General features: G+C 73.2%; 27 protein-coding genes. 8 read left to right on the top strand and 19 right to left on the bottom strand.

Translation table 11 applies throughout. The annotated features are described in order from the left end of the window. The first annotated feature begins 116 nt into the window (after positions 1-116). Both K7854_RS21270 and K7854_RS21265 read left to right on the top strand, forming a co-directional pair. Positions 117-1409 (top strand): 3-oxoacyl-ACP reductase, encoded by a 1293-nt coding sequence (locus K7854_RS21270; protein ID WP_226028136.1) that lies wholly within the window; start codon positions 117-119, stop codon positions 1407-1409. After that, positions 1409-2284, top strand: a complete 876-nt coding sequence (locus K7854_RS21265; RefSeq protein ID WP_226028135.1) for a MaoC family dehydratase — start codon at positions 1409-1411, stop codon at positions 2282-2284. The genes K7854_RS21270 and K7854_RS21265 overlap by 1 nt, the downstream gene beginning before the upstream one ends. Here K7854_RS21265 and K7854_RS21260 read toward each other — a convergent pair. Continuing rightward, the gene (locus tag K7854_RS21260; protein WP_226028134.1) at positions 2269-2955 is read right to left on the bottom strand and encodes a TetR/AcrR family transcriptional regulator; all 687 of its coding nucleotides are present in this window, start codon (positions 2953-2955) and stop codon (positions 2269-2271) included. The genes K7854_RS21265 and K7854_RS21260 overlap by 16 nt on opposite strands. 137 nt (positions 2956-3092) lie before the next feature. Here K7854_RS21260 and K7854_RS21255 point away from each other — a divergent pair, with 137 nt between their 5' ends. Then, positions 3093-3245 (top strand): hypothetical protein, encoded by a 153-nt coding sequence (locus K7854_RS21255; RefSeq protein WP_226028133.1) that lies wholly within the window; start codon positions 3093-3095, stop codon positions 3243-3245. Here the strand turns inward: K7854_RS21255 and K7854_RS21250 are convergent. The 11 genes from K7854_RS21250 to K7854_RS21205 form a co-directional block, all read right to left on the bottom strand. Beyond that, positions 3236-3526 carry a hypothetical protein gene (locus K7854_RS21250; RefSeq protein ID WP_226028132.1) on the bottom strand — a complete coding sequence of 97 codons (291 nt, stop codon included), beginning with the start codon at positions 3524-3526 and terminating at the stop codon, positions 3236-3238. The genes K7854_RS21255 and K7854_RS21250 overlap by 10 nt on opposite strands. A gap of 158 nt (positions 3527-3684) precedes the next feature. Then, the gene (locus K7854_RS21245; protein ID WP_226028131.1) at positions 3685-5040 is read right to left on the bottom strand and encodes a dicarboxylate/amino acid:cation symporter; all 1356 of its coding nucleotides are present in this window, start codon (positions 5038-5040) and stop codon (positions 3685-3687) included. A 72-nt stretch (positions 5041-5112) separates the two neighbouring features. Continuing rightward, the gene (locus K7854_RS37825) at positions 5113-5214 is read right to left on the bottom strand and encodes a putative leader peptide (RefSeq protein WP_309546884.1); all 102 of its coding nucleotides are present in this window, start codon (positions 5212-5214) and stop codon (positions 5113-5115) included. Positions 5215-5355: 141 nt separating this feature from the next. Continuing rightward, a complete protein-coding gene (locus K7854_RS21240; RefSeq protein WP_226028130.1) occupies positions 5356-5655 on the bottom strand; it encodes a DUF4229 domain-containing protein in 300 nt (99 codons plus the stop codon). 89 nt (positions 5656-5744) lie between these two features. Next, complete coding sequence (locus K7854_RS21235; RefSeq protein WP_226028129.1) at positions 5745-6269, bottom strand: GNAT family N-acetyltransferase; 525 nt, start codon at positions 6267-6269, stop codon at positions 5745-5747. Positions 6270-6285: 16 nt separating this feature from the next. After that, the gene (locus K7854_RS21230) at positions 6286-6927 is read right to left on the bottom strand and encodes a UdgX family uracil-DNA binding protein (RefSeq protein WP_226028128.1); all 642 of its coding nucleotides are present in this window, start codon (positions 6925-6927) and stop codon (positions 6286-6288) included. Between the two features lie 177 nt (positions 6928-7104). Further along, positions 7105-8268: an aminofutalosine synthase MqnE gene (mqnE, locus tag K7854_RS21225; protein ID WP_226028127.1), complete on the bottom strand. Its 1164-nt coding sequence runs from the start codon at positions 8266-8268 to the stop codon at positions 7105-7107. 48 nt (positions 8269-8316) lie between these two features. Further along, entirely contained in the window at positions 8317-8772 is a 456-nt protein-coding gene (locus tag K7854_RS21220; RefSeq protein WP_030401669.1) for an Lrp/AsnC family transcriptional regulator, read from the bottom strand. Positions 8773-8848: 76 nt separating this feature from the next. Further along, positions 8849-9499: a UbiX family flavin prenyltransferase gene (locus K7854_RS21215; RefSeq protein WP_226028213.1), complete on the bottom strand. Its 651-nt coding sequence runs from the start codon at positions 9497-9499 to the stop codon at positions 8849-8851. Positions 9500-9554: 55 nt separating this feature from the next. Continuing rightward, a complete protein-coding gene (mqnP, locus tag K7854_RS21210; protein ID WP_226028126.1) occupies positions 9555-10460 on the bottom strand; it encodes a menaquinone biosynthesis prenyltransferase MqnP in 906 nt (301 codons plus the stop codon). Continuing rightward, positions 10457-11914 carry a menaquinone biosynthesis decarboxylase gene (locus K7854_RS21205; protein WP_226028125.1) on the bottom strand — a complete coding sequence of 486 codons (1458 nt, stop codon included), beginning with the start codon at positions 11912-11914 and terminating at the stop codon, positions 10457-10459. The genes mqnP and K7854_RS21205 overlap by 4 nt, the downstream gene beginning before the upstream one ends. Positions 11915-12001: 87 nt before the next feature. Here K7854_RS21205 and K7854_RS21200 point away from each other — a divergent pair, with 87 nt between their 5' ends. Beyond that, positions 12002-12349, top strand: coding sequence for a PLD nuclease N-terminal domain-containing protein (locus K7854_RS21200; protein WP_226028124.1), 348 nt, complete (start codon positions 12002-12004; stop codon positions 12347-12349). A gap of 12 nt (positions 12350-12361) precedes the next feature. Here the strand turns inward: K7854_RS21200 and K7854_RS21195 are convergent, their stop codons facing one another. From K7854_RS21195 to K7854_RS21185, 3 genes are all read right to left on the bottom strand, one after another. Continuing rightward, positions 12362-14347, bottom strand: a complete 1986-nt coding sequence (locus K7854_RS21195; protein ID WP_226028123.1) for a serine/threonine protein kinase — start codon at positions 14345-14347, stop codon at positions 12362-12364. A 127-nt stretch (positions 14348-14474) separates the two neighbouring features. After that, positions 14475-16256, bottom strand: coding sequence for a protein kinase domain-containing protein (locus K7854_RS21190; RefSeq protein WP_226028122.1), 1782 nt, complete (start codon positions 16254-16256; stop codon positions 14475-14477). A 58-nt stretch (positions 16257-16314) separates the two neighbouring features. Then, positions 16315-16722: a VOC family protein gene (locus K7854_RS21185; RefSeq protein WP_226028121.1), complete on the bottom strand. Its 408-nt coding sequence runs from the start codon at positions 16720-16722 to the stop codon at positions 16315-16317. Positions 16723-16814: 92 nt separating this feature from the next. Here K7854_RS21185 and K7854_RS21180 point away from each other — a divergent pair, with 92 nt between their 5' ends. Next, positions 16815-17810 (top strand): helix-turn-helix transcriptional regulator, encoded by a 996-nt coding sequence (locus K7854_RS21180; protein ID WP_226028120.1) that lies wholly within the window; start codon positions 16815-16817, stop codon positions 17808-17810. A 14-nt stretch (positions 17811-17824) separates the two neighbouring features. On the opposite strand, the gene K7854_RS21175 is transcribed toward K7854_RS21180, so the two are convergent. Both K7854_RS21175 and K7854_RS21170 read right to left on the bottom strand, forming a co-directional pair. Beyond that, positions 17825-18187: a DoxX family protein gene (locus K7854_RS21175; RefSeq protein ID WP_226028119.1), complete on the bottom strand. Its 363-nt coding sequence runs from the start codon at positions 18185-18187 to the stop codon at positions 17825-17827. Next, the gene (locus K7854_RS21170) at positions 18184-18708 is read right to left on the bottom strand and encodes a cupin domain-containing protein (RefSeq protein WP_226028118.1); all 525 of its coding nucleotides are present in this window, start codon (positions 18706-18708) and stop codon (positions 18184-18186) included. The genes K7854_RS21175 and K7854_RS21170 overlap by 4 nt, the downstream gene beginning before the upstream one ends. A gap of 80 nt (positions 18709-18788) precedes the next feature. On the opposite strand from K7854_RS21170, the gene K7854_RS21165 reads away from it, so the two are divergent. Beyond that, a complete protein-coding gene (locus K7854_RS21165) occupies positions 18789-19670 on the top strand; it encodes a LysR family transcriptional regulator (RefSeq protein ID WP_226028117.1) in 882 nt (293 codons plus the stop codon). On the opposite strand, the gene K7854_RS21160 is transcribed toward K7854_RS21165, so the two are convergent. After that, positions 19667-21514, bottom strand: coding sequence for a serine/threonine-protein kinase (locus K7854_RS21160; protein WP_226028116.1), 1848 nt, complete (start codon positions 21512-21514; stop codon positions 19667-19669). The genes K7854_RS21165 and K7854_RS21160 overlap by 4 nt on opposite strands. A 176-nt stretch (positions 21515-21690) precedes the next feature. Between K7854_RS21160 and K7854_RS21155 the strand changes: the two genes are divergently transcribed. After that, positions 21691-22290, top strand: coding sequence for a TetR/AcrR family transcriptional regulator (locus K7854_RS21155; protein ID WP_226028115.1), 600 nt, complete (start codon positions 21691-21693; stop codon positions 22288-22290). 208 nt (positions 22291-22498) lie between these two features. Continuing rightward, positions 22499-23404 carry an alpha/beta fold hydrolase gene (locus tag K7854_RS21150; protein ID WP_226028114.1) on the top strand — a complete coding sequence of 302 codons (906 nt, stop codon included), beginning with the start codon at positions 22499-22501 and terminating at the stop codon, positions 23402-23404. Positions 23405-23486: 82 nt separating this feature from the next. On the opposite strand, the gene K7854_RS21145 is transcribed toward K7854_RS21150, so the two are convergent. Then, positions 23487-24152, bottom strand: a complete 666-nt coding sequence (locus K7854_RS21145; RefSeq protein WP_226028113.1) for an O-methyltransferase — start codon at positions 24150-24152, stop codon at positions 23487-23489. Positions 24153-24231 lie beyond the last annotated feature (79 nt).

Below are 24231 nucleotides of genomic sequence, written 5' to 3'. Positions count from 1 at the left end.
TACTCCAGAGTAAGCAGTTGTGGGCGCCGCGAGCCCGACCGCCGGTCTCCGGCCCCTCCCCCACGCTCGAACACGCTCGCGCGGGGGGATCCCCATCAGCCGCCTGGGAGACAGACATGGCCGACCGCTATCTCAGCTTCACCGGCACCGCACCGGGCCGTTTCCTCACCCGCCGGCTGGGGCTGCCGCAACCCGCCGAGCTGCGGCGGGACGCGCTCGACGGCGGTCTGCTGCACCTCACGGCCGGCAAGCCGGACCTCGACCTCGCCCCCGTCCTGGCCCGCACCGGCCTGCCCCGGGACGAGGACGGCCGGCCCGCCGCCGTCGTCCTCGACGCCACCGGCGTACGGGACGTCGACGCGCTCGCCGAGGTGCACGCCGCCCTGCATCCCGTCGTACGGTCCGTCGCCGCGAGCGGCCGCGTGGTGGTGCTCGGCGCCCCGCTGGATGCGGCCGACCACCACCAGGCCGCCGCCCAGCAGGCGTTGGAGGGGTTCACCCGCTCGCTCGGCAAGGAGATCGGGCGGGGCAGGACGGTCAACCTGGTACGGCTCACCGCCGCGGCGCCCGCCGAGTCCACCCTCCGCTTCCTCCTCTCCCCCGCCTCCGCCTACGTCAGCGGCCAGGTGATCGAGGTCGGCACCGCGGACCAGGGCGTGGGCCCCGACGACTGGTCCCTCCCCCTCGCCGGGCGCACCGCCCTGGTCACCGGCGCCGCACGCGGCATCGGCGCGGCCGTCGCCGAGACGCTGGCCGGGCAGGGCGCCCAGGTCGTCGTCCTGGACGTGCCGCAGGCCGAGGACGCCGCCCGCCGGGCCGCCGAACGCCTCGGCGGCACCGCCCTCGCGCTGGACATCACGGCCGCCGACGCGGGTGAGCGGATCGCCGCCGCGCTGCCCGGCGGGATCGACGTCCTGGTCCACAACGCGGGCATCACCCGCGACCGGCGCCTGGTCAACATGCCCGCCGAGCGCTGGAGTTCCGTGCTCGACGTCAATCTCGCCAGCGTCCTGCGCACCACGGACGCGCTGCTCGCCGCGGGCGCCGTCAACCGGGGCGGCCGGATCGTGGCGACGGCCTCCATCGCGGGGCTGGCGGGAAACGCGGGCCAGACCAACTACGGCGCCAGCAAGGCCGGGATCGTCGGCCTGGTCCGCTCGCTGGCACCGCGCGCACTCGACGCCCACGGGGTGACGGTGAACGCGGTGGCGCCGGGGTTCATCGAGACGAAGATGACGGCGGCGGTCCCGCTCTTCATCCGCGAGGCCGGCCGCCGCATGAACTCCCTCGCCCAGGGCGGCCTGCCCGTCGACGTCGCCCGGACCACCGCCTGGCTCGCCCACCCGGCCTCCGGCGCGGTCAACGGCCAGGTCGTACGGGTCTGCGGCCAGAGCCTGCTGGGGGCCTGATGACCACCGCGGCCCCGACCACCAGCACCCTCACCGGCGTCCCCGCGCTCGCCCCGCTGCTCGCCCGCGGCGCGCTCCTGTCACCGCTGCGGCGCCCCCGCCCGGACGCGGACTTCCCGCGCACCCGGCTGGTGCTGCCCGGCCTGCGCGTGGACCTCGCGCGACTGGCGGCGTACGAGCGGGTGTGCGGGTTCGCGACCGGCGCGGACACGCTTCCGGTGACGTATCCGCACGTCCTGGGCTTCCCGCTGGCCATGCGCCTGATGAGCGCCCGGGACTTCCCGCTGCCCCTGCTCGGACTCGTCCACACCTCCATCGGCATCACCCGGCGCACCGCCATGCCCGCGACCGGTGAGCACGAACTCGCGGTGCACGTCGAGAAGCTGGCCCCGCACCGGCGCGGCACCGAGGCGACGGTGGTCACGGAGGTCCGCACCGGCGGGGACCTCGTGTGGGAGTCCCGCAGCACCTACCTGGCCCGGCACCGCGCCCCCGCACCGACCGCCGCCGCGAAGACCCCCTCGGGCGACCGGACGCCCCTGCCCGTGCGCGCCGAGTGGCGACTCGCCGGGGACGTCGGACGCCGCTACGGTGCCGCCTCCGGGGACCGCAACCCGATCCACCTGTACCCGCTCACCGCCCGCCTGTTCGGCTTCCCGCGGGCCGTCGCGCACGGCATGTGGACCGTGGCCCGGTGCCTGGCCGAGCACGGGACGCCGGACGCGGCCGTGGTCCGGGCGGAGTTCCGGGCGCCGGTGCTGCTGCCGGGGACGGTGGCGTACGGCGCCGAGGACGGCCGGTTCGAACTGCGCGGCGCCGGCGCAGGTCGGCGGCTGCACCTGTCCGGCGAGGTCGGGCCCTACCCGGCGGCCTGAGCCACCACCGGCTCCGGCCCGGTCCCCGCCTCCTCGGGCGGGGTCCACGGCCGACCCGTCATCAGGTCGCCCAGACCGGCCCAGGCGAAGTTCATCAGGGTCGCCGCCGCCTGCTTGGCGGTGACGCCCTCGGTGGCGCCCGCCCAGTCGGCCAGCGACTCGGCGGCGCCGACCAGCGCCTCGGCCAGCCCGGCGACCTCGCCCTCGGGCAGGTGCGGGTCCCGGTGCGCGTCGCGCGCCGCGGCGGCGATCAGCTGCGTCACGAACGCGACGATCTCCTCGCGCATCGCCGCGACCTCGGCCGCGAACCGCTCGCCGTGCGTCCGGGCGTGCAGGTGCAGCACCCGCCAGGCGTCCGGGTGGTGCGCGGTGTGGTCGAAGAACGCCCGCAGCCCCGACCAGAGTTGCCCGTCGGCGGACAGCCCCGGACGCACCCCGGCCCGCACCGCCTCGGTGAGGGCGCGGGCCTCGCGGCGGATGCAGGCGCTGAAGAGGTCGTCCTTCGAGTTCAGGTAGAGATACACCAGCGGCTTGGACACGCCCGCCAGTTCGGCGATCTCGTCCATCGACGCCGCCATGTACCCGCGCCGCCCGAAGACGCTCACCGCGGCGTCCAGCATCTGCTGCTCGCGGACCGCACGCGGCATCCGCTTGGTCTTCCCTGCACCCATGCCCATCAGCGTACGGTCCGTGCGGCGGTGACCGGGACGACCGCGCACCCGGCACGGTGCGACACGGCACGGCCCTGCGCATCGACGACGCGTGGTGGGACGATGAACGTCACGGCCCGCCGACGATGGGGGGATCCATGCCGGAGTGGCTGATCGCCGTACTGATTCCGATCGGTCTGCTGGGGGTCTGCGCGGGCGCGTTCCTCGTGTGGGTCTCCGTGGACACCCACAACCCCGTGCACCGCGACACGTCCGACCCCGAGGTGGGTCACTGGTCGGACTACAGCTGAGACGGTGTCCTGGTGCAACCGCACAGCTTCGGGGTGGTGTACCCCTTCCAGGTGGTGCCGTAGGAGTCGTTCCCCTCGCGGACGTCACCGCGCTCGTACCGGCAACTGCCCCGCCAGTGATACGCGTCGTCGTGTCCGCAGGACGCACACCGCGGTTTCGGGGCGGGGAAGACCCGCTTCCCGTGCTTCTTGATGTCCCTGCGCAGGATCTCCTCGATGACCACGAGGCCCGCCGCGACGACGACGATCCCGACGATGCCCACGACATGTTCCGCGCTCATGCTCCGCCCCCCGCCCGGCGCCATCGGGACGTGTCCAGCGTAGGCAGGCGTACGGGCCCGGTCCAGGCCCGGCGGTTCGGGCCGGGGCCGCACCCGTGCAGCAGGACGCCCCGCACCGGATCCCGGTACGGGGCGTCGTGCGAACTGTCGGTCGACGGTCAGGCGGCGACCGGAACGGGCTCCGCGTCCTGCTTCTCCCGCTCGGGCTCGTCGATCGGCGAGGCGTGCGCCTCGTCGTAGGCCTTGCGGTCGAGCAGCCCCTCACGGGCCGAGACGATGACCGGGACGAGGGCCTGCCCCGCGACGTTGGTCGCCGTCCGCATCATGTCCAGGATCGGGTCGATGGCGAGGAGCAGGCCGACGCCCTCCATGGGCAGGCCCAGGGTGGACAGGGTCAGGGTGAGCATCACCGTGGCGCCGGTGAGGCCGGCCGTGGCGGCGGAGCCGACCACCGAGACGAAGGCGATCAGCAGGTAGTCGCCGACCCCGAGGTCGATGCCGAAGATCTGCGCGACGAAGATCGCGGCGATCGCCGGGTAGATCGCGGCGCAGCCGTCCATCTTGGTCGTCGCGCCGAACGGCACCGCGAAGGACGCGTACTCCTTCGGGACGCCGAGGCGCTCGGTGACCTTCTGGGTCAGCGGCATGGTGCCGACCGAGGAGCGGGAGACGAAGGCCAGCTGGATGGCGGGCCAGGCGCCCTTGAAGAACTGGAGCGGGCTGGCCTTGGCGACGGTGGCGAGCAGCGTCGGGTAGACCACGAACATCACGATGGCGCAGCCGACGTAGATGTCGGCGGTGAAGGTGGCGTACTTGCCGATCAGGTCCCAGCCGTAGGTGGCGATGGCCTTGCCGATGAGGCCGACGGTGCCGAGCGGGGCGAGGCGGATGACCCACCACAGGGCCTTCTGGAGGAGTTCGAGGACCGACTCGCTCAGGTTCAGGATCGGCTGGGCCTTCTCGCCGAGCTGGAGGGCTGCGATACCGGCGACGGCCGCCATGAAGACGATCTGCAGGACGTTCAGCTCGGTGAACGGCGTGATCACGTCGGTCGGCACGATGCCGGTCAGGAAGTCGATCCAGGACCCGGTGTGCTCGGGCTTGGCGCCGTCGGCCGGGGTGAGACCGGTGCCGGAGCCGGGGTTGGTGACCAGGCCGATGGCGAGGCCGATGGCCACCGCGATCAGCGAGGTGATCATGAACCAGAGGAGGGTGCGGGACGCCAGGCGGGCCGCGTTGTTGACCTTCCGCAGGTTGGTGATCGAGACGAGGATCGCGAAGAAGACCAGCGGGGCGACGGCCAGCTTCAGCAGGCCGATGAAGGTGTCACCGACCTTCTCCAGGGTGGTGACCAGCCAGGATATGTCCTGGCTGCGGGCCAGCCAGCCCAGCAGCACGCCGAGGACGAGACCGGCGAGTATCTGGGCCCAGAAGGGCACCTTGAGGTACTTCGTGAAGGACGGCGAGGGCTTCGACGAGGACGTCGGCGCCGGGGAGGGTGAAGACACGGACATGCTCCGTAGGGGGACGGGACGCGGAATGGGACGCGCTGAGCTGACGTGGGAACGACTGGCGAGGGGGGAACGTCAGGGGCGACAGTTCGCGGACGCGCACCGGCAGAGGTCCACGTGCAGGCGCGCCACGAGCGCGAGGCGCTGTGGTGTGGTGGGCGCGGCTGCTTGCTTCATGCACACGACTTTAACACCCATGCTTTGAGACACTCAAAGCCATACTTTGAGAGGCAGGAGTGCGCTACTGCCCACAAAACGCAAAGTGCCCCGGTTTCCGATGAAATCGGAGTCCGGGGCGGCGTGCGTACGTGACGGACGTTACGAGGTCTGGCCCTGGGCCCGCGCCGTGTCGTCGGCACCGTCCTCCTGGCCGCGGTTGGCCTCCAGGTTGGCCTTCATGCGCTCCACGCGGCCCGCGACCTGGACCGAGGCCCGGTCCCGCTCCTTGCGCAGCGCGACGTAGCTGATCGGGGCGGAGATCAGCAGGGAGAGCAGCAGGATCCACATGCCGTTGGAGTCGCCGAGGCCACGCGGGAACACTCCGGCGTAGACGAGCCCCCAGACGACCACGAGGCAGCCCACGAAGATCCCGAGGCGCATCAGCGTGTAGCGGAGCATCTCAATCCACTCTTCCGTTTCTGGCACAAAGAGGCACTGTCCAGTGAAACATGCCGCACCGCCGGCCTTGCAGGGGGGTCGGCTGCGGGTCAGCCCAGCGGCAGCAGCATGAAGATGTCGTCCCGGTCGTCGCCGGGGGCGACCCGGATCGCGCCGGGGACCCGGCCGACCTCCTTGTAGCCGCAGGACTCGTAGAACCGCTCCAGACCGAGGCCGCCCCGGCAGGTGAGGCGTATCGCCTCGATGCCGTCGCAGGTGCGGGCGGCGTCGGCGGCGGCGGCCATCAGGTCCCGGCCGTAGCCCCGGCCCTGGTGGCGGGGGTGGACCATGACCGTGTAGAGCCACAGCCAGTGCCTCATCAGCCGGTGGGTGTTGAGGGCGAGGAACGCGGTGGCGGCCACCCGCCCCTCCGCGTCGTGTCCGACGAGCAGACGGGTACGCCCTTCGGCCATGCCCACCAGGTGCTTGACCAGCTCGGGACGGATGTCCTCCCGCGTCACCGGCGGCACGAAGCCGACGGAGCCGCCGGCGTTGGAGACGTCGGTCCACAGGTCGAGGACGCCGTCGCGGAGGTCGGGGGTGAGGGCCGGATCGAAAGTGAAAGTAAGGGACACCGAGCCATGGTAACTATTACCCGAGTGCTCGGACAGCGACTTTCAGATCCGAGACCAGTCCCCGGTAGGCCCCCTCCCGGTCGTCGGCCCGCAGCACCGCCGACGGGTGCACGGTCGGCACCAGCCGCTCCGGACGCCCGTGGATCTCCTCCTCCAGCACCGTGCCGCGCACCCGGGTGACCCGGAACGACGAGCCGAGCAGCGCCTTCCCGGCCGTGGCACCCAGCACCACGATCAGCTCGGGCTGCACCCGGTCCAGCTCGGCGGCCAGCCAGGGGCCGCAGGCGGTCATCTCGCGCAGGGTGGGCGCCTTGTGGATACGGCGCTTGCGGGGCTCGGCCCGGGTGAACTTGAAGTGCTTGACGGCGTTGGTGACGTAGGCGTCCGCCGGGTCGATGCCGGCTTCCGCCAGCGCCCGGTCGAGGAGGTGCCCGGCGGGGCCCACGAAGGGCTTGCCCTGCCGGTCCTCCTGGTCGCCGGGCTGCTCGCCGACGAGCATGACGCGGGCGGACGCCTGGCCGGCGCCGAAGACGGTCTGGGTGGCGTCCCGGTGCAGGGGGCAGCCCCGGCAATCGGCTGCCGCCGCGCGCAGGGCGGGGAGGCCGCCGCGCCTCGGCACGAAGGGTTCTGCGGTGTAGGCGTCCTCGGTACCGGCCATGCGGTGCGGGTACCCGCCGGGGCGGTTCGGACCCGTGCCGGGTGCGGGTGGTCCGTGGCTGGTCGCGCAGTTCCCCGCGCCCCTTCGGGGCACGTGCACTGGACCGCCCCTGAAAGGGGCGCGGGGAACTGCGCGACCAGCCCCCACCGGCCGGCAGCCGGAGAACTACCGCGGAATTCACACCCGCATCGGCTGCGGCGACTCCCGGCGCGCCGGGTCGGGACCCTCGTACTCCCGGAGGACCTCGTACCGCGTGTTGCGCTCGACCGGCCGGAACCCCGCGTCGCGGATGAGGTCCAGCAGGTCCTCCCGCGTCAGCTTGTTCGGCGTGCCGAAGTCGTCCGCGTCGTGGGTGATCTTGTACTCGACCACCGAGCCGTCCATGTCGTCCGCGCCGTGCTGGAGGGCCAGCTGGGCGGTCTGGACGCCGTGCATGACCCAGAAGACCTTGACGTGCGGGACGTTGTCGAACAGCAGCCGCGAGACCGCGAAGGTCTTCAGCGCCTCCGCGCCGGTCGCCATCTGCGTCCGCGCCTGGAGCCGGTTGCGGACCTTGCCGTCCTTCATGTCCACGAAGTCGTGCTGGTAGCGCAGCGGGATGAAGACCTGGAAGCCGCCCGTCTCGTCCTGCAGCTCACGCAGGCGCAGCACGTGGTCCACGCGGTGGCGGGGCTCCTCGATGTGGCCGTAGAGCATGGTGCAGGGGGTCTTCAGGCCCTTCTCGTGGGCCAGGCGGTGGATGCGGGACCAGTCCTCCCAGTGGGTGCGGTGGTCGACGATGTGCTGCCGCACCTCCCAGTCGAAGATCTCCGCGCCGCCGCCGGTCAGCGACTCCAGACCGGCGTCGATCAGCTCGTCCAGGATGTCGGAGGCGGACATCCCGGAGATGGTCTCGAAGTGGTGGATCTCGGTGGCGGTGAACGCCTTGAGCGACACGCCCGGCAGCGCGGCCTTCAGTTCCCTGAGCGAGCGCGGGTAGTAGCGCCACGGCAGGTTGGGGTGTAGGCCGTTGACGATGTGCAGCTCGGTGAGGTTCTCGCCCTCCATCTCCTTGGCGAGCTTCACCGCCTCCTCGATGCGCATCGTGTACGCGTCCTTCTCCCCCGGCTTGCGCTGGAAGGAGCAGTACGCGCAGGAGGCGGTGCACACGTTGGTCATGTTGAGGTGGCGGTTGACGTTGAAGTGGACGACGTCGCCGTTCTTCCGCGTCCGCACCTCGTGCGCGAGGCCGCCGAGCCAGGCGAGATCGTCCGACTCGTACAGCGCGATGCCGTCCTCGCGGGTCAGCCGCTCACCGGAGCGGACCTTCTGCTCCAGCTCGCGCTTGAGCCCGGCGTCCATGCGATACCTCTTTCTGAGACAGACGGGGACAACCGTACGCCCCGGTGACTAGACCTCTTCCGGCAGCTCGCCCACCCGGTTCTCCCACTTGGTGGAGAGAACGATGGTGGTACGGGTCCTGGACACGCCCTTGGTGCCCGACAGCCGCCGGATGATGCTCTCCAGTCCGTCCACGTCGGCGGCGCGCACCTTGAGCATGTAGGAGTCGTCGCCGGCGATGAACCAGCAGTCCTCGATCTCCCGCAGCTCCTTGAGGCGCTGGGCCACGTCCTCGTGGTCGGCGGCGTCGGAGAGCGAGACGCCGATCAGGGCGGTGACGCCGAGGCCGAGCGAGGCGGCGTCGACGGTGGCCCGGTAGCCGGTGATGACGCCGGCCGCCTCCAGCCGGTTGATGCGGTCGGTGACGCTGGGTCCGGAGAGTCCGACCAGGCGCCCCAGCTCCGCGTAGGAGGCCCGGCCGTTCTCCCTCAGGGCCTGGATGAGCTGCCTGTCCACCGCGTCCATGCGATCGAAGCCTTCCACTGAAGAGTTCTGAAGATGTGGGTAACAAACGTGAGGGGCGAAGATGTGGGGGTGGTGCTCAGCTGGTGGGGCGGGCCCCGCCGAGGTCGCCGCGCCAGCGGCGGTAGAGGTCGTGCCCGACGCCCGCCGCGTCGAGCACCCGTCCGGCGACGAAGTCCACCAGGTCCTGGATGTGCGTCGCCCCCGCGTAGAAGGCCGGGGAGGCGGGCACCACGCTCGCGCCGGCGTCGTCCAGGGTCACCAGGTGCCGCAGCGTCCGGCCGTCCAGCGGGGTCTCCCGTACGGCCACGACCAGCCTGCGGCGCTCCTTGAGGGTCACGCTCGCGGTGCGCTGGAGCAGGTCCTTCGACAGCCCGAGCGCGACACCGGCCACGCAGGCCGTCGACGCGGGCACGATCAGCATGCCCTTCGCCGGGTACGACCCGGAGGACGGCCCGGCCGCGAGGTCGCCCGCGCTCCAGTGCCGTACGCCGGAGACATCCGCGTCGAAGGCGTCGGGCTTCCCGTCGGCTCCGCGGGCCAGCCACTCGCGCAGGTCCTGCTGCCAGTGGGCGTCGCGGAAGGAGATGCCGGTCTCGTCGAGCAGGGTGAGCCGCGAGGCCCGGCTGACCACCAGGTCGACGCTCTCGCCGGCGGCGAGCAGCGCACGCAGCACGGCGGCGGCGTACGGGGTGCCGGAGGCCCCGGACACCCCCACGATCCAAGGCACGCGCTGCGTCTGTCCTGGCTTCATGATGCCGAGCCTAGTCGCAGGCTCAGGGTTTTCAGACCGTGAGGCCCCGTACGAGCAGATCCAGCAGCGCGCATACGAAAAGCGCGATGCCGATGAAGCCGTTGACGCTGAAGAACGCCCTGTTGAGGCGGGTCAGGTCGGTGGGGCGGACGATGGTGTGCTCGTAGAGGAACGCGCCCGCGACGATCAGCAGGCCGAGCCAGAAGAAGACACCGGCGTCGGTGGCGACGGCGTACCAGACGAACAGGGCCGTGGTCACCGTGTGGCAGGCGCGGGCGCCCCAGATGGCGGCGGGGATGCCGAAGCGGGCCGGGACGGATTTCACGCCGACCTGCCGGTCGGTCTCGACGTCCTGGCAGGCGTAGATCAGGTCGAAGCCGCCGATCCAGATGCCGACCGCGAGGCCGAGGATCACGGCCTCCCAGGACCACTCGCCGGTGATCGCCAGCCAGCCGCCGATCGGGCCCATGGCCTGGGCGAGACCGAGGATGGCCTGCGGGAAGTTGGTGAACCGCTTGCCGTACGGGTAGACCACCATCGGCACGACGGCCACCGGGGCGAGGGCCAGGCAGAGCGGGTTGAGCAGGGCCGCCGCGCCGAGGAAGACGACCAGCGCGATCAGCGCGCCGGTCCAGGCGTGCCTGACCGACATGGCGCCGGTGACCAGCTCGCGGTGGGCGGTGCGGGGGTTCCGGGCGTCGATCTCGCGGTCGATGATCCGGTTGACCGCCATCGCGAAGGTGCGCAGGCCCACCATGGCGACGGTGACCAGGAGCAGCCGGCCCCAGTGGATGTTCTCGTCCCACCGGTACATCGCGGTCAGCGCGGCGATGTAGGCGAAGGGCAGCGCGAACACCGAGTGCTCGATCATCACCAGGCGCAGGAAGGCCTTGGTGCGCCCCGGCTGCTGCGGCAGGGCGGCGGAAGCCGACGTCACAGTCCGTACTCCTTCCAGCGGCGGTCGACCTTCGCCGCCGTATCCGGGTCGGACAGCACCATGTCCGGCCAGCCCCCGTCGCGCGTGTACCCCTCCTCGGGCAGCTTCTTCGTCGCGTCGATGCCCGCCTTGCCGCCCCAGAACTGCTGGTAGGAGGCGTGGTCGAGGTGGTCGACCGGGCCTTCGACCACGGTGAGGTCGCGGCCGTAGTCGGTGTTGCCGAGCGCCCGCCAGGCGACCTCGTGCAGGTCGTGGACGTCGCAGTCGGAGTCAACGACCACGATCAGCTTGGTCAGGGACATCATGTGCGCGCCCCAGATGGCGTGCATGACCTTCTGCGCGTGCTTGGGGTACTTCTTGTCGATCGAGACGATCGCGCAGTTGTGGAAGCCGCCGGCCTCGGGGAGGTGGTAGTCCACGATGTCCGGGACGATGATCTTGAGGAGGGGGAGGAAGAAGCGCTCCGTGGCCCTGCCCAGCGGACCGTCCTCCGTCGGGGGGCGGCCGACCACGATCGACTGGAGCAGCGGCCGCTTCCGCATCGTCACGCAGTCGATCTTCAGGGCGGGGAAGGGCTCCTGCGGCGTGTAGAAGCCGGTGTGGTCGCCGAAGGGGCCCTCGGGGAGCATCTCGCCCGGCTCCAGCCAGCCCTCCAGGACCACCTCCGCCTGCGCGGGGACCTGCAGCGGGACCGTCTTGCAGTCGACCATCTCGATCCGCTTGCCCTGCAGGAACCCGGCGAAGAGGTACTCGTCGATGTCGCCGGGGAGCGGGGCGGTGGAGGAGTAGGTCACGGCGGGCGGGCAGCCGAAGGCGATCGCGACCGGCAGGCGCTCACCGCGGCGGGCGGCGACCTGGTAGTGGTTGCGGCTGTCCTTGTGGATCTGCCAGTGCATGCCGATGGTGCGCTTGTCGTGGCGCTGCAGCCGGTAGAGGCCCAGGTTGCGGATGCCCGTCTCCGGGTCCTTGGTGTGGGTGAGCCCGAGGTTGAAGAAGGAGCCGCCGTCGTCGGGCCAGGTGAAGAGGGCGGGGAGGCGGTCCAGGTCCACGTCGTCGCCGGTGCGCACGACCTCCTGGACGGGCGCGGTGCCCGGCTTCACCTTCTTCGGCGGTACGTGCGTCATCGCGCCGAGCTTCCCGAAGGCCTCGCGCACGCCGACGAAGCCCTGCGGCAGCTCGGGCTTCAGCAGGCCGCCGATCTTGTCCGAGATGTCGGAGTACGACTTGAGGCCGAGGGCCTTGAGCAGGCGGCGGTCGGTGCCGAAGACGTTCATCGCCAGCGGCAGGTCGGAGCCCTTCACGTTCTCGAAGAGCAACGCCGGGCCGCCCGCCTTGTTCACCCGGTCGACGATCTCCCCGACCTCCAGGTACGGGTCCACCTCGGCCTTGATGCGCTTGAGGTCGCCCTCGCGCTCCAGTGCCCTGAGCAGGGAGCGAAGATCGTCGTAAGCCATGCGGTCCAGTATCCCCGAGCGGCTACCCTGGCCCTGTACCTGGGGGCCGTGACGCGTCCCCACCCCTCGCTTGAGCTGGAGAGGCCCATGCTCCGGGTGCTGATGTTCCTCGTGCCGCTGGCACTGAGCGTCTACGCGTTCATCGACTGCATCAGCACGAAGGACGCCGACATCCGCCACATGCCCAAGCCGCTGTGGGCGATCCTCGTGCTGCTCTTCCCGCTGGTCGGCTCGATCTCCTGGATCATCGCCGGCAAGAAGCGGCAGCCCGCCGGCTCCGCCCCGTGGCAGGGCGGCGGGCGGCGGCAGTGGGTGGCGCCGGACGACAATCCCGAGTTCCTGAAGTCGCTGGGCAAGGACGGCGAAGAGGACCAGGACGGCAAGGGCGACAAGGACGACGAGGACCGCAGCGGGGGCAGGCGGGACGAGCCCTGACGCTGCGCTCCGTCAGATCCTGGTCCAGCGCTGGGAGTCGGAGCCGGTGCAGGTCGTGGTGGTCAGGCCGATCCTGGACGCCCGCCGGTTGAGGTCGAGGCAGCCACCGGTGTTGAGGTTCTGGAGCGAGCCGTTCGCCCCCTCCCGCCACTCTCCGCCGAACGAGCCGCAGCTGTCCTTGACGAGCCAGGCGTTCGCGGACCTGGAGTGGATGCACTCGGCCGTGCCCACGTTGAGGATCCGGAAGGCCCCGCCCGAGGTGTCCTGGAAGCGGAAGACGGCGATGTCGCCCGAGCAGTTGCCGTCGTCGACGGGGGTGCCGACGTACATGCACTTCCCGCTCGACCCGTTCTTCAGCATGAAGCTGCCCGACGCGGCCCCGCCGCCGTCCGAGCCGTCACTGCCGGAACCGCTCTCCCCGGACCCGCTTCCGGAGCCGGTGGACGTGTCCGAGCCGGACGAGCCGCCCGGGTCGGACGCCCCGCCCGCGCCGGAGGATCCCCCCGGGCCGGATGCGCCGCCGGACGCCCCCTGCGTGGCGGCGGCCGCGTCTCCGCCGCCGCCTCCGCCGGACGCGCCGCCGTCGCCGTCCTTCCCGCTCTCCGAGTCCTTGTCCTCGTCCTTGTTCTTGTCCCCGCCCTTGTCCCGGTCGTCCTTCTTCCCGTCGTCGGGGCTGCGGGAGGCGGAGGCGCTCGGGCCGGTGAAGGCCGGGGCGGCCGTCCGGGTGGCCGCGGGCGGTGCGGCCGTGTTCCCGTCCCGGTCCGCGTCGTCCATCACGTGCGGCAGCAGGGTGAATCCGAGCGTCGTCCCGGTCACGACGACGGGGATCACGAACGCCAGCACCTTCGTACGGCCCCGCCGTTCACGCTTCTCGGGCCGTCCCCCGGTGACCACGGGGACGGACGGCGCGGCGGGCGCCGCCTTCTCCGCCGCGTCCGGCCCGCCCGTCCTGCCCGGCCCGCCCGTCTTGTCCGGCCCATCTGTCCTGTCCGGCCCGCCTGTCTTGTCCGGCCCGTCTGCAGCGTCCGGTCCGCCCGCCTCGTCCGGCTCGGGCAGGGGTACGGGTTCGGGCACCCGGGCGGCGAAGGCGGCCCGTTCGGCCAGCCGCTCGGTGATGTCCCGGGGCCACGGTGCGGCGGCCGACGGTCCGCGCGCGGTGGCGCGTTCGACGAGTTCGGCGGCGGTGGGGCGGCCCTCGTGGTCCTTGTCCAGGCAGGACGCGACGACCTCGGCGAGTTCCGCGTCCAGGTCCCGCAGCGGCTGGAGGTCGGGGTCCTCGTGCACGATGCGGTAGAGCACGGCGTGCCCGGACTCGTCGCCGAAAGGCGGCCGCCCGGACGCCGCGTACGCCAGCACCGAGCCCAGCGCGAAGACGTCCACGGCACCGCTGGACGCCCGCTTCCCGGAGGCCTGCTCGGGTGACATGTAGGCGGGCGTGCCCACCACCATGCCGGTCCTGGTCAACTGGCTCTGCTCCGCGGCCCGGGCCACCCCGAAGTCGATGAGGGTGAGTCCGTCGACGGTCAGCATGACGTTGGACGGCTTCAGGTCCCGGTGCACCACGTCCAGCGCGTGCACCGCCTCAAGCCCCTTCGCGGCCTCCCGCAGCAGCAGCCACAGCGCGCCGGCCGGCAGCGGGCCGTGCAGGTCGACGGCCTCGCGCAGGGTGAGGCCGGGCACGTAGGCGGTGGCGAACCAGGGCGGCCGGGCCTCCCGGTCCCCGGCCAGCAGCGGCGCCGTGGCCTCCTCGGGCAGCCGGGCGAGGTTGTCCAGCTCGTGCCCGAAGCGGCGCAGGAAGTCCTTGTCCTCCCCGGCGACCGACGGCAGCACCTGCTTGACGGCCGCGTACCGGCCCTCGTGGACGCCGAGGTAGACGCGGCCCATGCCGCCGGCCCCGAGCCGGCCCAGCAGCGGGATCGGTCCGATCCGGCGCGGGTCGTCGTCCTCCAACGGCTCGGCACCACTGCCCGTGAGGCCGGATCCGGCTTCCCCGCTCAACTCTCTCCCCGTTCGCCGGCGCCGCGCGCTCCGTGCGGGAGCCGCGGCCACTGCTGGACGCTACATCTTTAGCACGAGCGCCCCAACTGCCGCCCTGCCGACCGTTGATGAGCCTCCGTCAACCGGGTCACGCGAGGTTCGCGACCCTGGCCGGGCCGAGTGCCCGGTCGAAGGCCCGTACGTCGCGGATGGCGCCGGGGAAGAAGTCGCGGGGCTGCCCGTCGAAGGCAGCCCGGCCGATGACGAAGGCGCCGGTGGCGGGGGCGGGGCCGGTGTCCTCGACGACCGCCTCCTGGACGCCGTTGACGTACAGGCGCAGCTTGCGGGCCCGGCCGTCGCAGACGCCGGTCAGGTGGGTCCAGACGTGCGCGGCGGGAGCGGTGCGGCCGACGGCGCGCAGACCGGGGCGGGAGAAGGCCCAGCCGTGGTCCTCGCTGGAGTACTGGAGGTAGAAGCCGCTGGCGTCGGCGCTGTCCTGGCTGACGGCGGTGGCGAAGGTGCCCGGCAGGACGGCGAGGCGGACCCAGGCGGCGACGGTGAAGCTGCGGCCCTCGCCGGTGTCCAGCACCGGTCCGGCGGTCACGATCTGGCTGCCGGTGCCGTCGAAGGCGGCGCCCTGGCCCGCACCCTGCCAGGCGACCCCGGTCACGGTGCCGTCGTGCCCGCCCGCGGTGTCCCGCGCCACGGCGCCGGAAGTTTCGTCGAGCGGCCAGAGTCCGACCGGCTCCGGGGGCGGCGGGGTCGCGGCGGAGGGCGACGGCGAGGGTGCGGAACCGTCCGGGGTGCCCGACGGGGCGGAGGCCGCCGGGCGGTTGAGCCAGAACCCGGTGCCGACGCCGAGCGCGGCGAGGGCGCCCGCGCCGGAGAGCAGGAAGGCCCGCCGGCTGCGGCGGCCGCCGCCCCCGGTCGCCGTCGGGCGTACGTCCGCCGGGCGTGCGTGTCCCGGTGCGGGTGCCGGCGGACGGGCGGGGTCGACCCGGGTCGGCGCCTGCGCGGGGGCCGGGGCGGGCGGCGGCACGATCTGGGTGGGCACGGCGTCCGCGCGGGTCGGGCGGACGGCCGGGGTCCACTGCTGGGCGTGCGGCAGGGCGGTGGCGCTCTCGCCGCCGAGGGGGCCGATGCGGGCGAGGATCTCGCGCGGGGCGGGACGGCGGGCCGGGTCCTTGGCGAGGCAGTCGGCGATCAGGGAACGCAGGGCCGGGTCGGTGACGGGGGCCACGTCGGGGGCGTTGTGCACCACGCGGTAGAGCAGCGCGGGCGTCGGACCGGCGCCGAAGGGGCCCGCGCCGGTCGCCGCGAAGGCCAGGACCGCGCCCAGGCAGAACACGTCGCTGGCCCAGGTGACCTCGTCCCCGTTGACCTGCTCCGGGGACATGAAGCCCGGGGAGCCCGCCATGTGCCCGGTGCCGGTGAGGGAGTCGGCGTCGACGCTGCGGACGATGCCGAAGTCGATGACGCGCGGCCCGTCCTCGGCGAGCAGCACGTTGGAGGGCTTGAGGTCGCGGTGGACGAGGTGCGCGGCGTGGATCGACACCAGCGCCTCGGCGAGCCCGGCGGCCAGGGTGAGCACCGCCTGCGGGTCGAACGGTCCCCGCTCGGCCACCGCCTGCTCCAGGGACGGCCCGGCGATGTAGCTGGTGACCAGCCAGGGCAGGGGCGCGTCCGGGTCGGCGTCGACGACGGGGGCGGTGAAGGCGCCGCTGACCATCCGGGCCGCCCGGACCTCGCGGCGGAAGCGGTCGCGGAACTCGGGCCGGCGCAGCAGCTCGGCGTGCACCACCTTGACCGCGACCAGCCGCCCTCCGGGGGACCGGCCGAGGAAGACCCGGCCCATGCCGCCCACGCCCAGCCGGCTCAGCAGCCGGTACTCCCCGACGGAGCGCGGGTCGTCCGGCTCCAGCGCTGACACAGATCCCTCCCGGCGTGCGGTCCTCGCCCCTGCGGGCGGGTCCAGCATAGGGGGGTCGTCAGCGGGCGACGCCGGCGAACTTCTCGACGGCGGCCGGGGTGACGGGGGTGAAGAAGTTGACCAGGTTGCCGTCGGGGTCGCGCAGGAGGAGCGCGCGGTTGCCCCAGGGCATGGTGGTGGGTTCCCTGACGAACTCGTCCACGAAGCCGGCCAGGTTCCGGTGCACGGCGTCCACGTCCTCGACGAGGAACTCGAGGATCGCGCTGCGGTTGGCGGCCGGGTGGGCGGAGCCGGGGGCGAAGAGCGGCACGGTGCGGGTGCTGCCGATCGCGAGGGTGCCCGAGGGGGTGCGCAGTTCGGCGAAGTCCTCGGTGGCCCAGGTCGCGGGCAGGCCGGTGGCGCGCTCGTAGAAGTCGACGAGGCGGGCGACGTCGCCCGTGATGACGCGGATCGAGACGAGATTCATCGGTTCACTCCGGTTCGTGCGGTGCTGTCCCGGCCCACGCTAGGAGCAATACCGGTCACAATCCGGCCGGTATCGGCGGCAGACTTGCGCCCATGTCACGTCCCGTCTCCCGCGTCCTCACCCTGCTCGAACTGCTCCAGTCGGGCGGGGTGCGCACCGTGGCCGAACTGGCCGACCGGCTCGGTGTCGGCGAGCGCACGGTGCGCCGGTACGTCGACCACCTCGTCGACCTCGACATCCCGGTGGAGTCGGTGCGCGGCCGCTACGGCGGCTACCGGCTCGCCCCCGGCCACCGCATGCCCCCGCTGATGCTGACCGACGACGAGGCGCTGGCCGTCCTGCTGGGCCTGGTCGCCGGGCGGCGGACGGGGATCACGGCGGCGGCGGGCACGGCGGGCGAGACGGCTGCGGCCAAGGTGCGGCGGGTGCTGCCGGAGCGGCTGCGCCACCGCCTGGACGCGGTGCTCGACTCCCTCACCTTCACGACCGCCCCGGCCGGGACCGCCGCCCCCGAGGCCGCCGTCCTGCTCCCGGTGGCCGACGCGGTGCGCCACCACCGGCCGCTGGCGATCCGGTACACCGGCGGGCGCGGCGGGGGCGGCGAACGCACCGTGTACCCGTACGGGCTCGTCGCGCACGCGGGCCGGTGGTACGTGACCGGCCGGGACCTCTCGGCCGGTGCGGAGCGGACGTTCCGCCTCGACCGCATCGACACGGCGCGGGTCCTGCCCGGCACCTTCGCACCGCCGCCCGGCCCCGGCCCGGCGGAGCGCGTGCTGACGACGCTGGCCACCGCGCCCCACCGGCACGAGGTGACGGTGCGGGTCCGGGGGACGGCCGAGGAGGTCCGCGCCCGGCTCCCGGGCAGCGTGGCGGTCGTGACCCCGGACGACGAGGGGGACGGGGAGGGCGGGGCGTGGTGCCGGGTGGAGATCCGGGCCGAGCGCCTCGACTGGGTGCCGGGCGTGCTCGCCTCGCTGGACCGCCCGTTCGTGGTCGAGCGGCCGGACGAGCTGCGCGGCCTCGTCGCGGACCTCGCGGGCCGGCTGATGGACGCGGCCCGGCACGCCCCGCCGCCGCGCGACTGACGGCGGGCGCCGGGTCACAGCCAGGTCGTGGCGAGCCCGACGGTGACGGCGGCGGTGGCCAGGAGGGTGAGGTTCAGGGCGACCCTGCGGTCCCCCATGCGCAGGTGGACCCCGGTGGCGCCGATCTGCAGGAGGACGAACCCGGCGGCCGCGGCCGGGGCCAGCCAGGGCGCGACGCCGGTCAGCGGCGGCAGGACCAGCCCGGCCGCGCCGAGCACCTCGACCGCGCCGATGGCCCGGACGGCGGGCATCGGCATGCCGTCCACCCAGGCCATCATCGGCCGCAGCCCGTCCCGGCTGCGCACCGCCTTCAGCGCGCCCGCGTAGAGGTAGAAGGCGGCGAGCAGTCCGGCGACGATCCAGTACGCGACGTTCACGACCCGTTCCCCCGGGGCCGGGCGAACTCGGTGGCGGGCTCGGTCGCGTAGCGGCTCATCGTCCCGAGGCTCTCCTGGGGAGTCGGGGTACGGCCGTCGGCGTACAGCTCCTCCAGGTCCCGGAAGTACTGCACGTACAGGTCGGGGGTGAAGGTGCTGAGCATGCGGGCCGGTTCGCCGGTGGCGTTGGCGAAGGTGTGCGGCGCGCCGGGCGGGACCATCACCAGGGTGCCCGCCGTCGCGTCGATCTGCTCGTCCCCGACGGTGAACCGGACCGTGCCGGAGATGACGTAGAAGCCCTCGTCGTGCCGGGCGTGGCGGTGCTGGGGCGGTCCGGGGGTGTGCGGGGCGAGTACGGACTCGGCCATGCCGAGGCGGTGGCCGGTGTGGCTGCCGTCCTCCAGGACGCGCATGCGGGTGGTGCCCAGCAGGATCGTCTCGCCCTCTCCCGGGCCGACCACCGACACGGCGGGGCCCGCCCCCGCCGCGTTGTTCTCGCTGTTCCGCGGTTCTTCGCTCATGCCCCGATTCCAGCGCCGGGGCACCGGTGGTGTCCAAGACCCGTTCCGCACACCCGATACCGCACGGGTATCGTCGCAGCATGGACCGGGTGAACCGGATGGACCGGCTTGAGCTGCGGACGCTGCGCTACTTCGTGGCGGTCGCCGAGGAACTCCACTTCGGCCGCGCGGCCGTCCGGCTGCACATGAGCCAGCCGCCGCTGAGCCGGGCGATCAGGGCGCTGGAGACGGAACTCGGCGCCGCGCTGTTCCACCGCACCCCCGCCGGCGTCACCCTCACCGCGGCCGGGGCGGTGCTGCTCGACGAGGCGCGCGCCCTGCTGGACCGGGCCGAGCGGGTACGCGCGCGCGTGGCCACCGCGGCCGGCGCCGCGACCCTCACCGTCGGCATCCTCGGCGACAGCACCGACCCGGACGTGGTCCGGCTGGCCGACGCCTACCGCGGGCGCCACCCACACGTCGAGGTCTCCATCCGCGAGACCGACCTGACCGACCCCACCTGCGGCCTGCACGCCGGGCTGGTCGACGTGGCCCTCACCCGCGGCCCCTTCGACCCGGCCGGCCTGGCCACCCACACCTTGCGCACCGACCCGGTGGGCGCCCTGCTGCGCGCCGACGATCCGCTGGCCGGCCGCCCGAGCCTGACCCCGGCCGAGCTGGCCGACCGCCGCTGGTTCCGCTTCCCCGCGGGCACGGACCCGCTGTGGCAGGCGTACTGGAACGGCGGCGAGCCGCGCCCGGGGCCGGTGGTGCGCACCGTGCGGGAGTGCCAGCAGGCCGTCCTGTGGAACGGCACGGTCGGCATGACCCTCGCCGGCCACGTACCCGACGAGGGGCTCGCCGTGGTCCCGCTGACCGGTCTGCCGCCGAGCCCGGTGGTGCTGGCCTGGCCGCGGACCGGCCCGAACCCGCTGGTCCGCTCGTTCGTCCGGACCGCGATCGCGGCGTACGACGCCTCCTAGCTCCGCGTCCAGCGCTGCGCCGCGGACTGGTCGCAGGCCTCGTTGCGCACGCCGGTGCCGCTCATCGCGCTGACGGTGACGCAGCCGCCGGTCGCGACGTTCTTGAGGGTGCCGCCGGACCCCACCCGCCACTCCTGCCCGGTGGTGCGGCCGCAGGGGAACGAGAAGACCGGGTGCCCGATCGCCGCGGTGTAGATGCACTGGCCCGAGAGCCCGTTGATGATCCACACGGTGCCGTCCGGCCTGCTCCGGAAGGTCCAGGTGGCCGCGTCGCCCGTGCAGTCACCGTCGTACGGCGCGTCGGAGTAGGCGGTGGTCATACACCGGCCGTTCTTGGCGTTCTTGAGCATGAAGACATCTGATCCAGGCGCGTCGCCACCTCCGGAACCAGAGCCGGAACCGGAGCCTGAGCCGGAATCGGAACCAGAACCGGAGCCGTCGCCGCTGCCTGTACCAGCGCCAGTGCCTCCGCCGCCGGAGGAACCGGAACCTGATCCGGAACCCGACCCGGCCCCACCGGCTGCCGCCTCCCCTGGCGAACCGCCCGCGGCACCGCCCCCACCGTCCGCGTCGCCCCGTCGGTCGCCCTGCTCCCCGGGCGACCGGGAGGGTGACGCGGACCGGTCCGGCGTCGCCGAACGCGACGCCTTCCCGGGCCCGGCCGGGGACGCCGCGGGCGCGCTCGACACCGGTGCGGACGACGACGGCGACGCGTCCGCACGGTCACCGGGGGCGAAGGTGTACGGCAGGAGTTGCACGGCGAGGGTCGCCCCGGCGGCCACCACGACCGGGACGACGGCGAAGAGAACGCGGGGCCGGCGCCGCCGGTCGGACCGAACCGGATCCCGCCGCCCGACGACAGCGGACCCGGGAGCGGACCCGGGACCGGGACCGTGCTCGGGTTCGGGTTCGGGGAGGTCCGCCTGCTCCGGCAGCTTCGTGACGAAGGCCGCCCGTTCGGTCAGCCGCTCGGTGAGGGCCCGAGGCCACAGCGGCGGCTCGTACGGCCCGTGCCGCTCGGCGGTCTCGAACAGCTCGGCGGCGGTGGGCCGGCCCTCGTGGTCCTTGTCCAGGCAGGAGGCGACGACCTCGGCGAGTTCCGCGTCCAGGTCCCGCAGCGGCTGGAGGTCGGGGTCTTCGTGCACGATGCGGTAGAGCACGGCGTGCCCGGACTCGTCGCCGAAAGGCGGCCGCCCGGACGCCGCGTACGCCAGCACCGAGCCCAGCGCGAAGACGTCCACGGCACCGCTGGACGCCCGTCTCCCGGAGGCCTGCTCGGGTGACATGTAGGCGGGCGTGCCCACCACCATGCCGGTCCTGGTCAACTGGCTCTGCTCCGCGGCCCGGGCCACCCCGAAGTCGATGAGGGTGAGTCCGTCGACGGTCAGCATGACGTTGGACGGCTTCAGGTCCCGGTGCACCACGTCCAGCGCGTGCACCGCCGCCAGTCCCTTGGCGGCCTCCCGCAGCAGCAGCCACAGCGCGCCGGCCGGCAGCGGGCCGTGCAGGTCGACGGCCTCGCGCAGGGTGAGGCCGGGCACGTAGGCGGTGGCGAACCACGGCGGCCGGGCCGCCCGGTCCCCCGCGAGCAGGGGTGCGGTCGCCTCCCGGGGTAAGCGGGCGAGGTTGTCCAGCTCATGTCCGAAGCGGCGCAGGAAGTCCTCGTCCTCGGCGACGACCGACGGCAGGAGCTGCTTGACGGCGGCGTACCGGCCCTCGTGGACGCCGAGGTAGACGCGGCCCATGCCGCCGGCCCCGAGGCGTCCGACCAGCGGGATCGGTCCGATCCACCGTGGGTCCTCGTCCCGCAGCGGTTCCGCCCCGCTGCCGTCCAGCTCCAACACGTCAGCCCTGTCTCCCCGTTGTCCCGTCGGTCGGGGACCCGCGGCCCGCCCGCTCCCCTCCGAAGTCCGGGCGGACCCGCGCGTCCCGCGGGGGACAGTCTGAGTCAGACGGGCCTAAGATTGGAAGTAAGTTCTAGAAAATTATTCTAGAAAAGGGAATGAGAGCGTGCCTGCCCATGAGCCCCAAACAACACCGCGGTGAGGTCACCTCCGACCTCCTCCTGGACGCCGCCTTGCGGGTGTACGCGGAGGCGGGGGAACAGGGGCTGACGGTCAGCGCCGTGACCAGGGCGAGCGGCGTCAGCCTGGGCAGCCTCTACCACCACTTCGGCAGCATCGACGGGCTCGTCAACGCGTTGCTGACGCGCTGGCTCGGCCGGCTGCTGGGCGAACTGGCCGACGCGGTGGGGCAATCCCGCGACGCACGCACCGGCGTGCGCGCACTGGTGCGCGCCTACCTCGGCTTCGTCCAGGAGCATCCCGACGTGAGCCGGCTCCTGCACTCCTCGCGAGCCGACCGGGTGGGCATGGAGCAGGGCAGGGAACTCCGTGACGTCCAGGAGGCGCGGATGCCTCCGCTCACCTCATGGGCGGTGCGGCACGTCGAGCGGGGCGAGATCGCCCCACTGCCCCCCGCCCTGCTGGAGTCCCTCCTCCTGGGCCCCGTCGTCGGGGTCAGCCGCCGCTGGCTGACCGTCGGCGACGTCGACCTGGACGAGGCCGCGCGCGTCCTGCCGGAGCGGATCTGGCGGTCGATCGGCGCGGACGGGGCATAGGGGCGGGGCGGTAGTCCCCGCCCGAACGGGGCGTAGGGCGGGGGCGGTTGTCCCCCACGGGAGCTACGGACGGGTGTCCACCGCGGGGTGACGATCCGGCAGCGGCGGATCCGTAGAGTCCTTCTCAGTCGCCGAGCACCACAGGCCGACCGCGAGAACTCCCCCACCACCGCGTCCCTACCCCACCCTTGTCTGCTGGAGGCCCCCCATGTTCCGCACCCTCGCCAAGGCGGTCGCCGCGATCGCCGTCGTCTGCACCGTGGCCGGCGCGGGACTCGTCCTGAACGAGGAGTACGGCAAGGACGACTCCGACGCGAAGGACACCGGCGCCTCGGCCGGGGCCTCCTTCACCGGCACGGAGAAGATCGACGTCGACGGCCACACGGTCAACGTCTCCTGCTCGGGCCACTCGGACCCGGAGCAGCCGCTGGTGCTGCTGATGGCGGGCGGCGGCGAGGGCCTGGACAACATGGCCGCCCTGCAGAAGTCCCTGAGCAAGACCTCCCGCGTCTGCTCCTACGACCGCCTCGGGGAGGGCAGGAGCGACAAGCCCGCTCCGGGCACCCTCCAGACCGTCGACGACACCAGCGTCCTGCTCACCAAGCTCCTCGACCACCTCGCGGGCGACCGCCCGGTCGTCCTGGCCGGACACTCCCTGGGCGGTTACATCGCCGCCCGCTACACCCCCGACCACACCGACCGCGTCAAGGGCCTGGTCCTCCTGGACGCCACCGTCCCCCACCTCACCCGCGACATGAACCGCACCATCCCCGCCGACGCCACCGGCCCGGCGACCCAGGTCCGGGACGGCGCGATCGCCGCCAACGAGGGCCAGAACCCGGAGCAGTTCGTCATCGCGGACGGCCCGGTCCACGCCGCCGGGGACATCCCCGTCGAGATCCTCAAGCACGAGTCGCAGTACGCCGAGGTCCCGGACTACGGGCCCGCCCTGGAGAAGATGTGGGCCAAGGGCCAGCAGGAGTGGCGGCAGCTCTCCACCGACGCCGAGCTGACCACCGCCGAGGGCAGCGGCCACTACATCCACACCGACCGCCCCGACCTCGCCCTCAAGGCCGTCCAGAGCGTCACCGCGCGGGTCGCCGACGCCCGGTAGCGGCCCGCCGCCTCCACAGACCGGCCCTGGGCCGTGGCTACCCCCGCCACGGCCCAGGGCCTCACCCGCTGGCCGCGCCCGGTCAGTCCCGCCGGTCGGAACGGTCTCGTCGGTCGGGTCGCTCTCGTCGGTCGCTGCGGTCGCTGCGGTCGCGGAGCCGGGTGCCGACGAGCGCGGCCAGGTCCGGCGCGAGGCGGAGTTCGGTCGTGTGCAGCGCGGGGTGCTCCAGCCAGTGCAGCCGGGGGTGGTCGGGGGCACCCTCGAAGCGGGGCGGCCAGGTGGTGGCGGGGGTGAAGTCGTCGACCACCAGGGTGCCGCCGGGGGTCAGCAGCCGGACCGGGTCGGCGGCGCCGTCGCCCTTCGCCTGACCGCCGCCGTCCAGCACCAGCAGGTCGTACGGGCCCAGTTCCTCGACGCGGCGCCAGTCACCGTGGAGGATGTCGACCCCCGTGTGCCCCCGGAAGACCTCCCTGGCGACGCGGACCCGCTCGGCGTCGCGCTCGACGCCGACCAGCCGGGTCCCCGGCCGGGCGCCGGAGGCCAGCCAGGCCAGGCCCACGCCGCAGCCCGTGCCGGTCTCGGCGATGGCGTGGGGTGCTCCCGCGGCGAGCAGGTGGAGCAGGCGGCCCTGTTCGGGTCGGCACGAGTGGGCGAAGCCGTGCGCACGTGCCGCCGCCACGGCCCGGACGACCAGCGCCGGCAGGGTGGTGTCGTCGTCCCGGTAGGCGTCCGTCCCCTGAAGCGACATGCCCCGCATTATGGCCCCGTACCGGCGGTGACGGGCGAGGCGTGAAGGGTGCAGGGGGGAAGGGTGAAGGGCCGCCGGG

This window comes from Streptomyces hyderabadensis (assembly GCF_020404845.1).
GTDB lineage: Bacteria > Actinomycetota > Actinomycetes > Streptomycetales > Streptomycetaceae > Streptomyces > Streptomyces hyderabadensis.
This window is presented reverse-complemented; position numbering and strand designations above follow the sequence as displayed.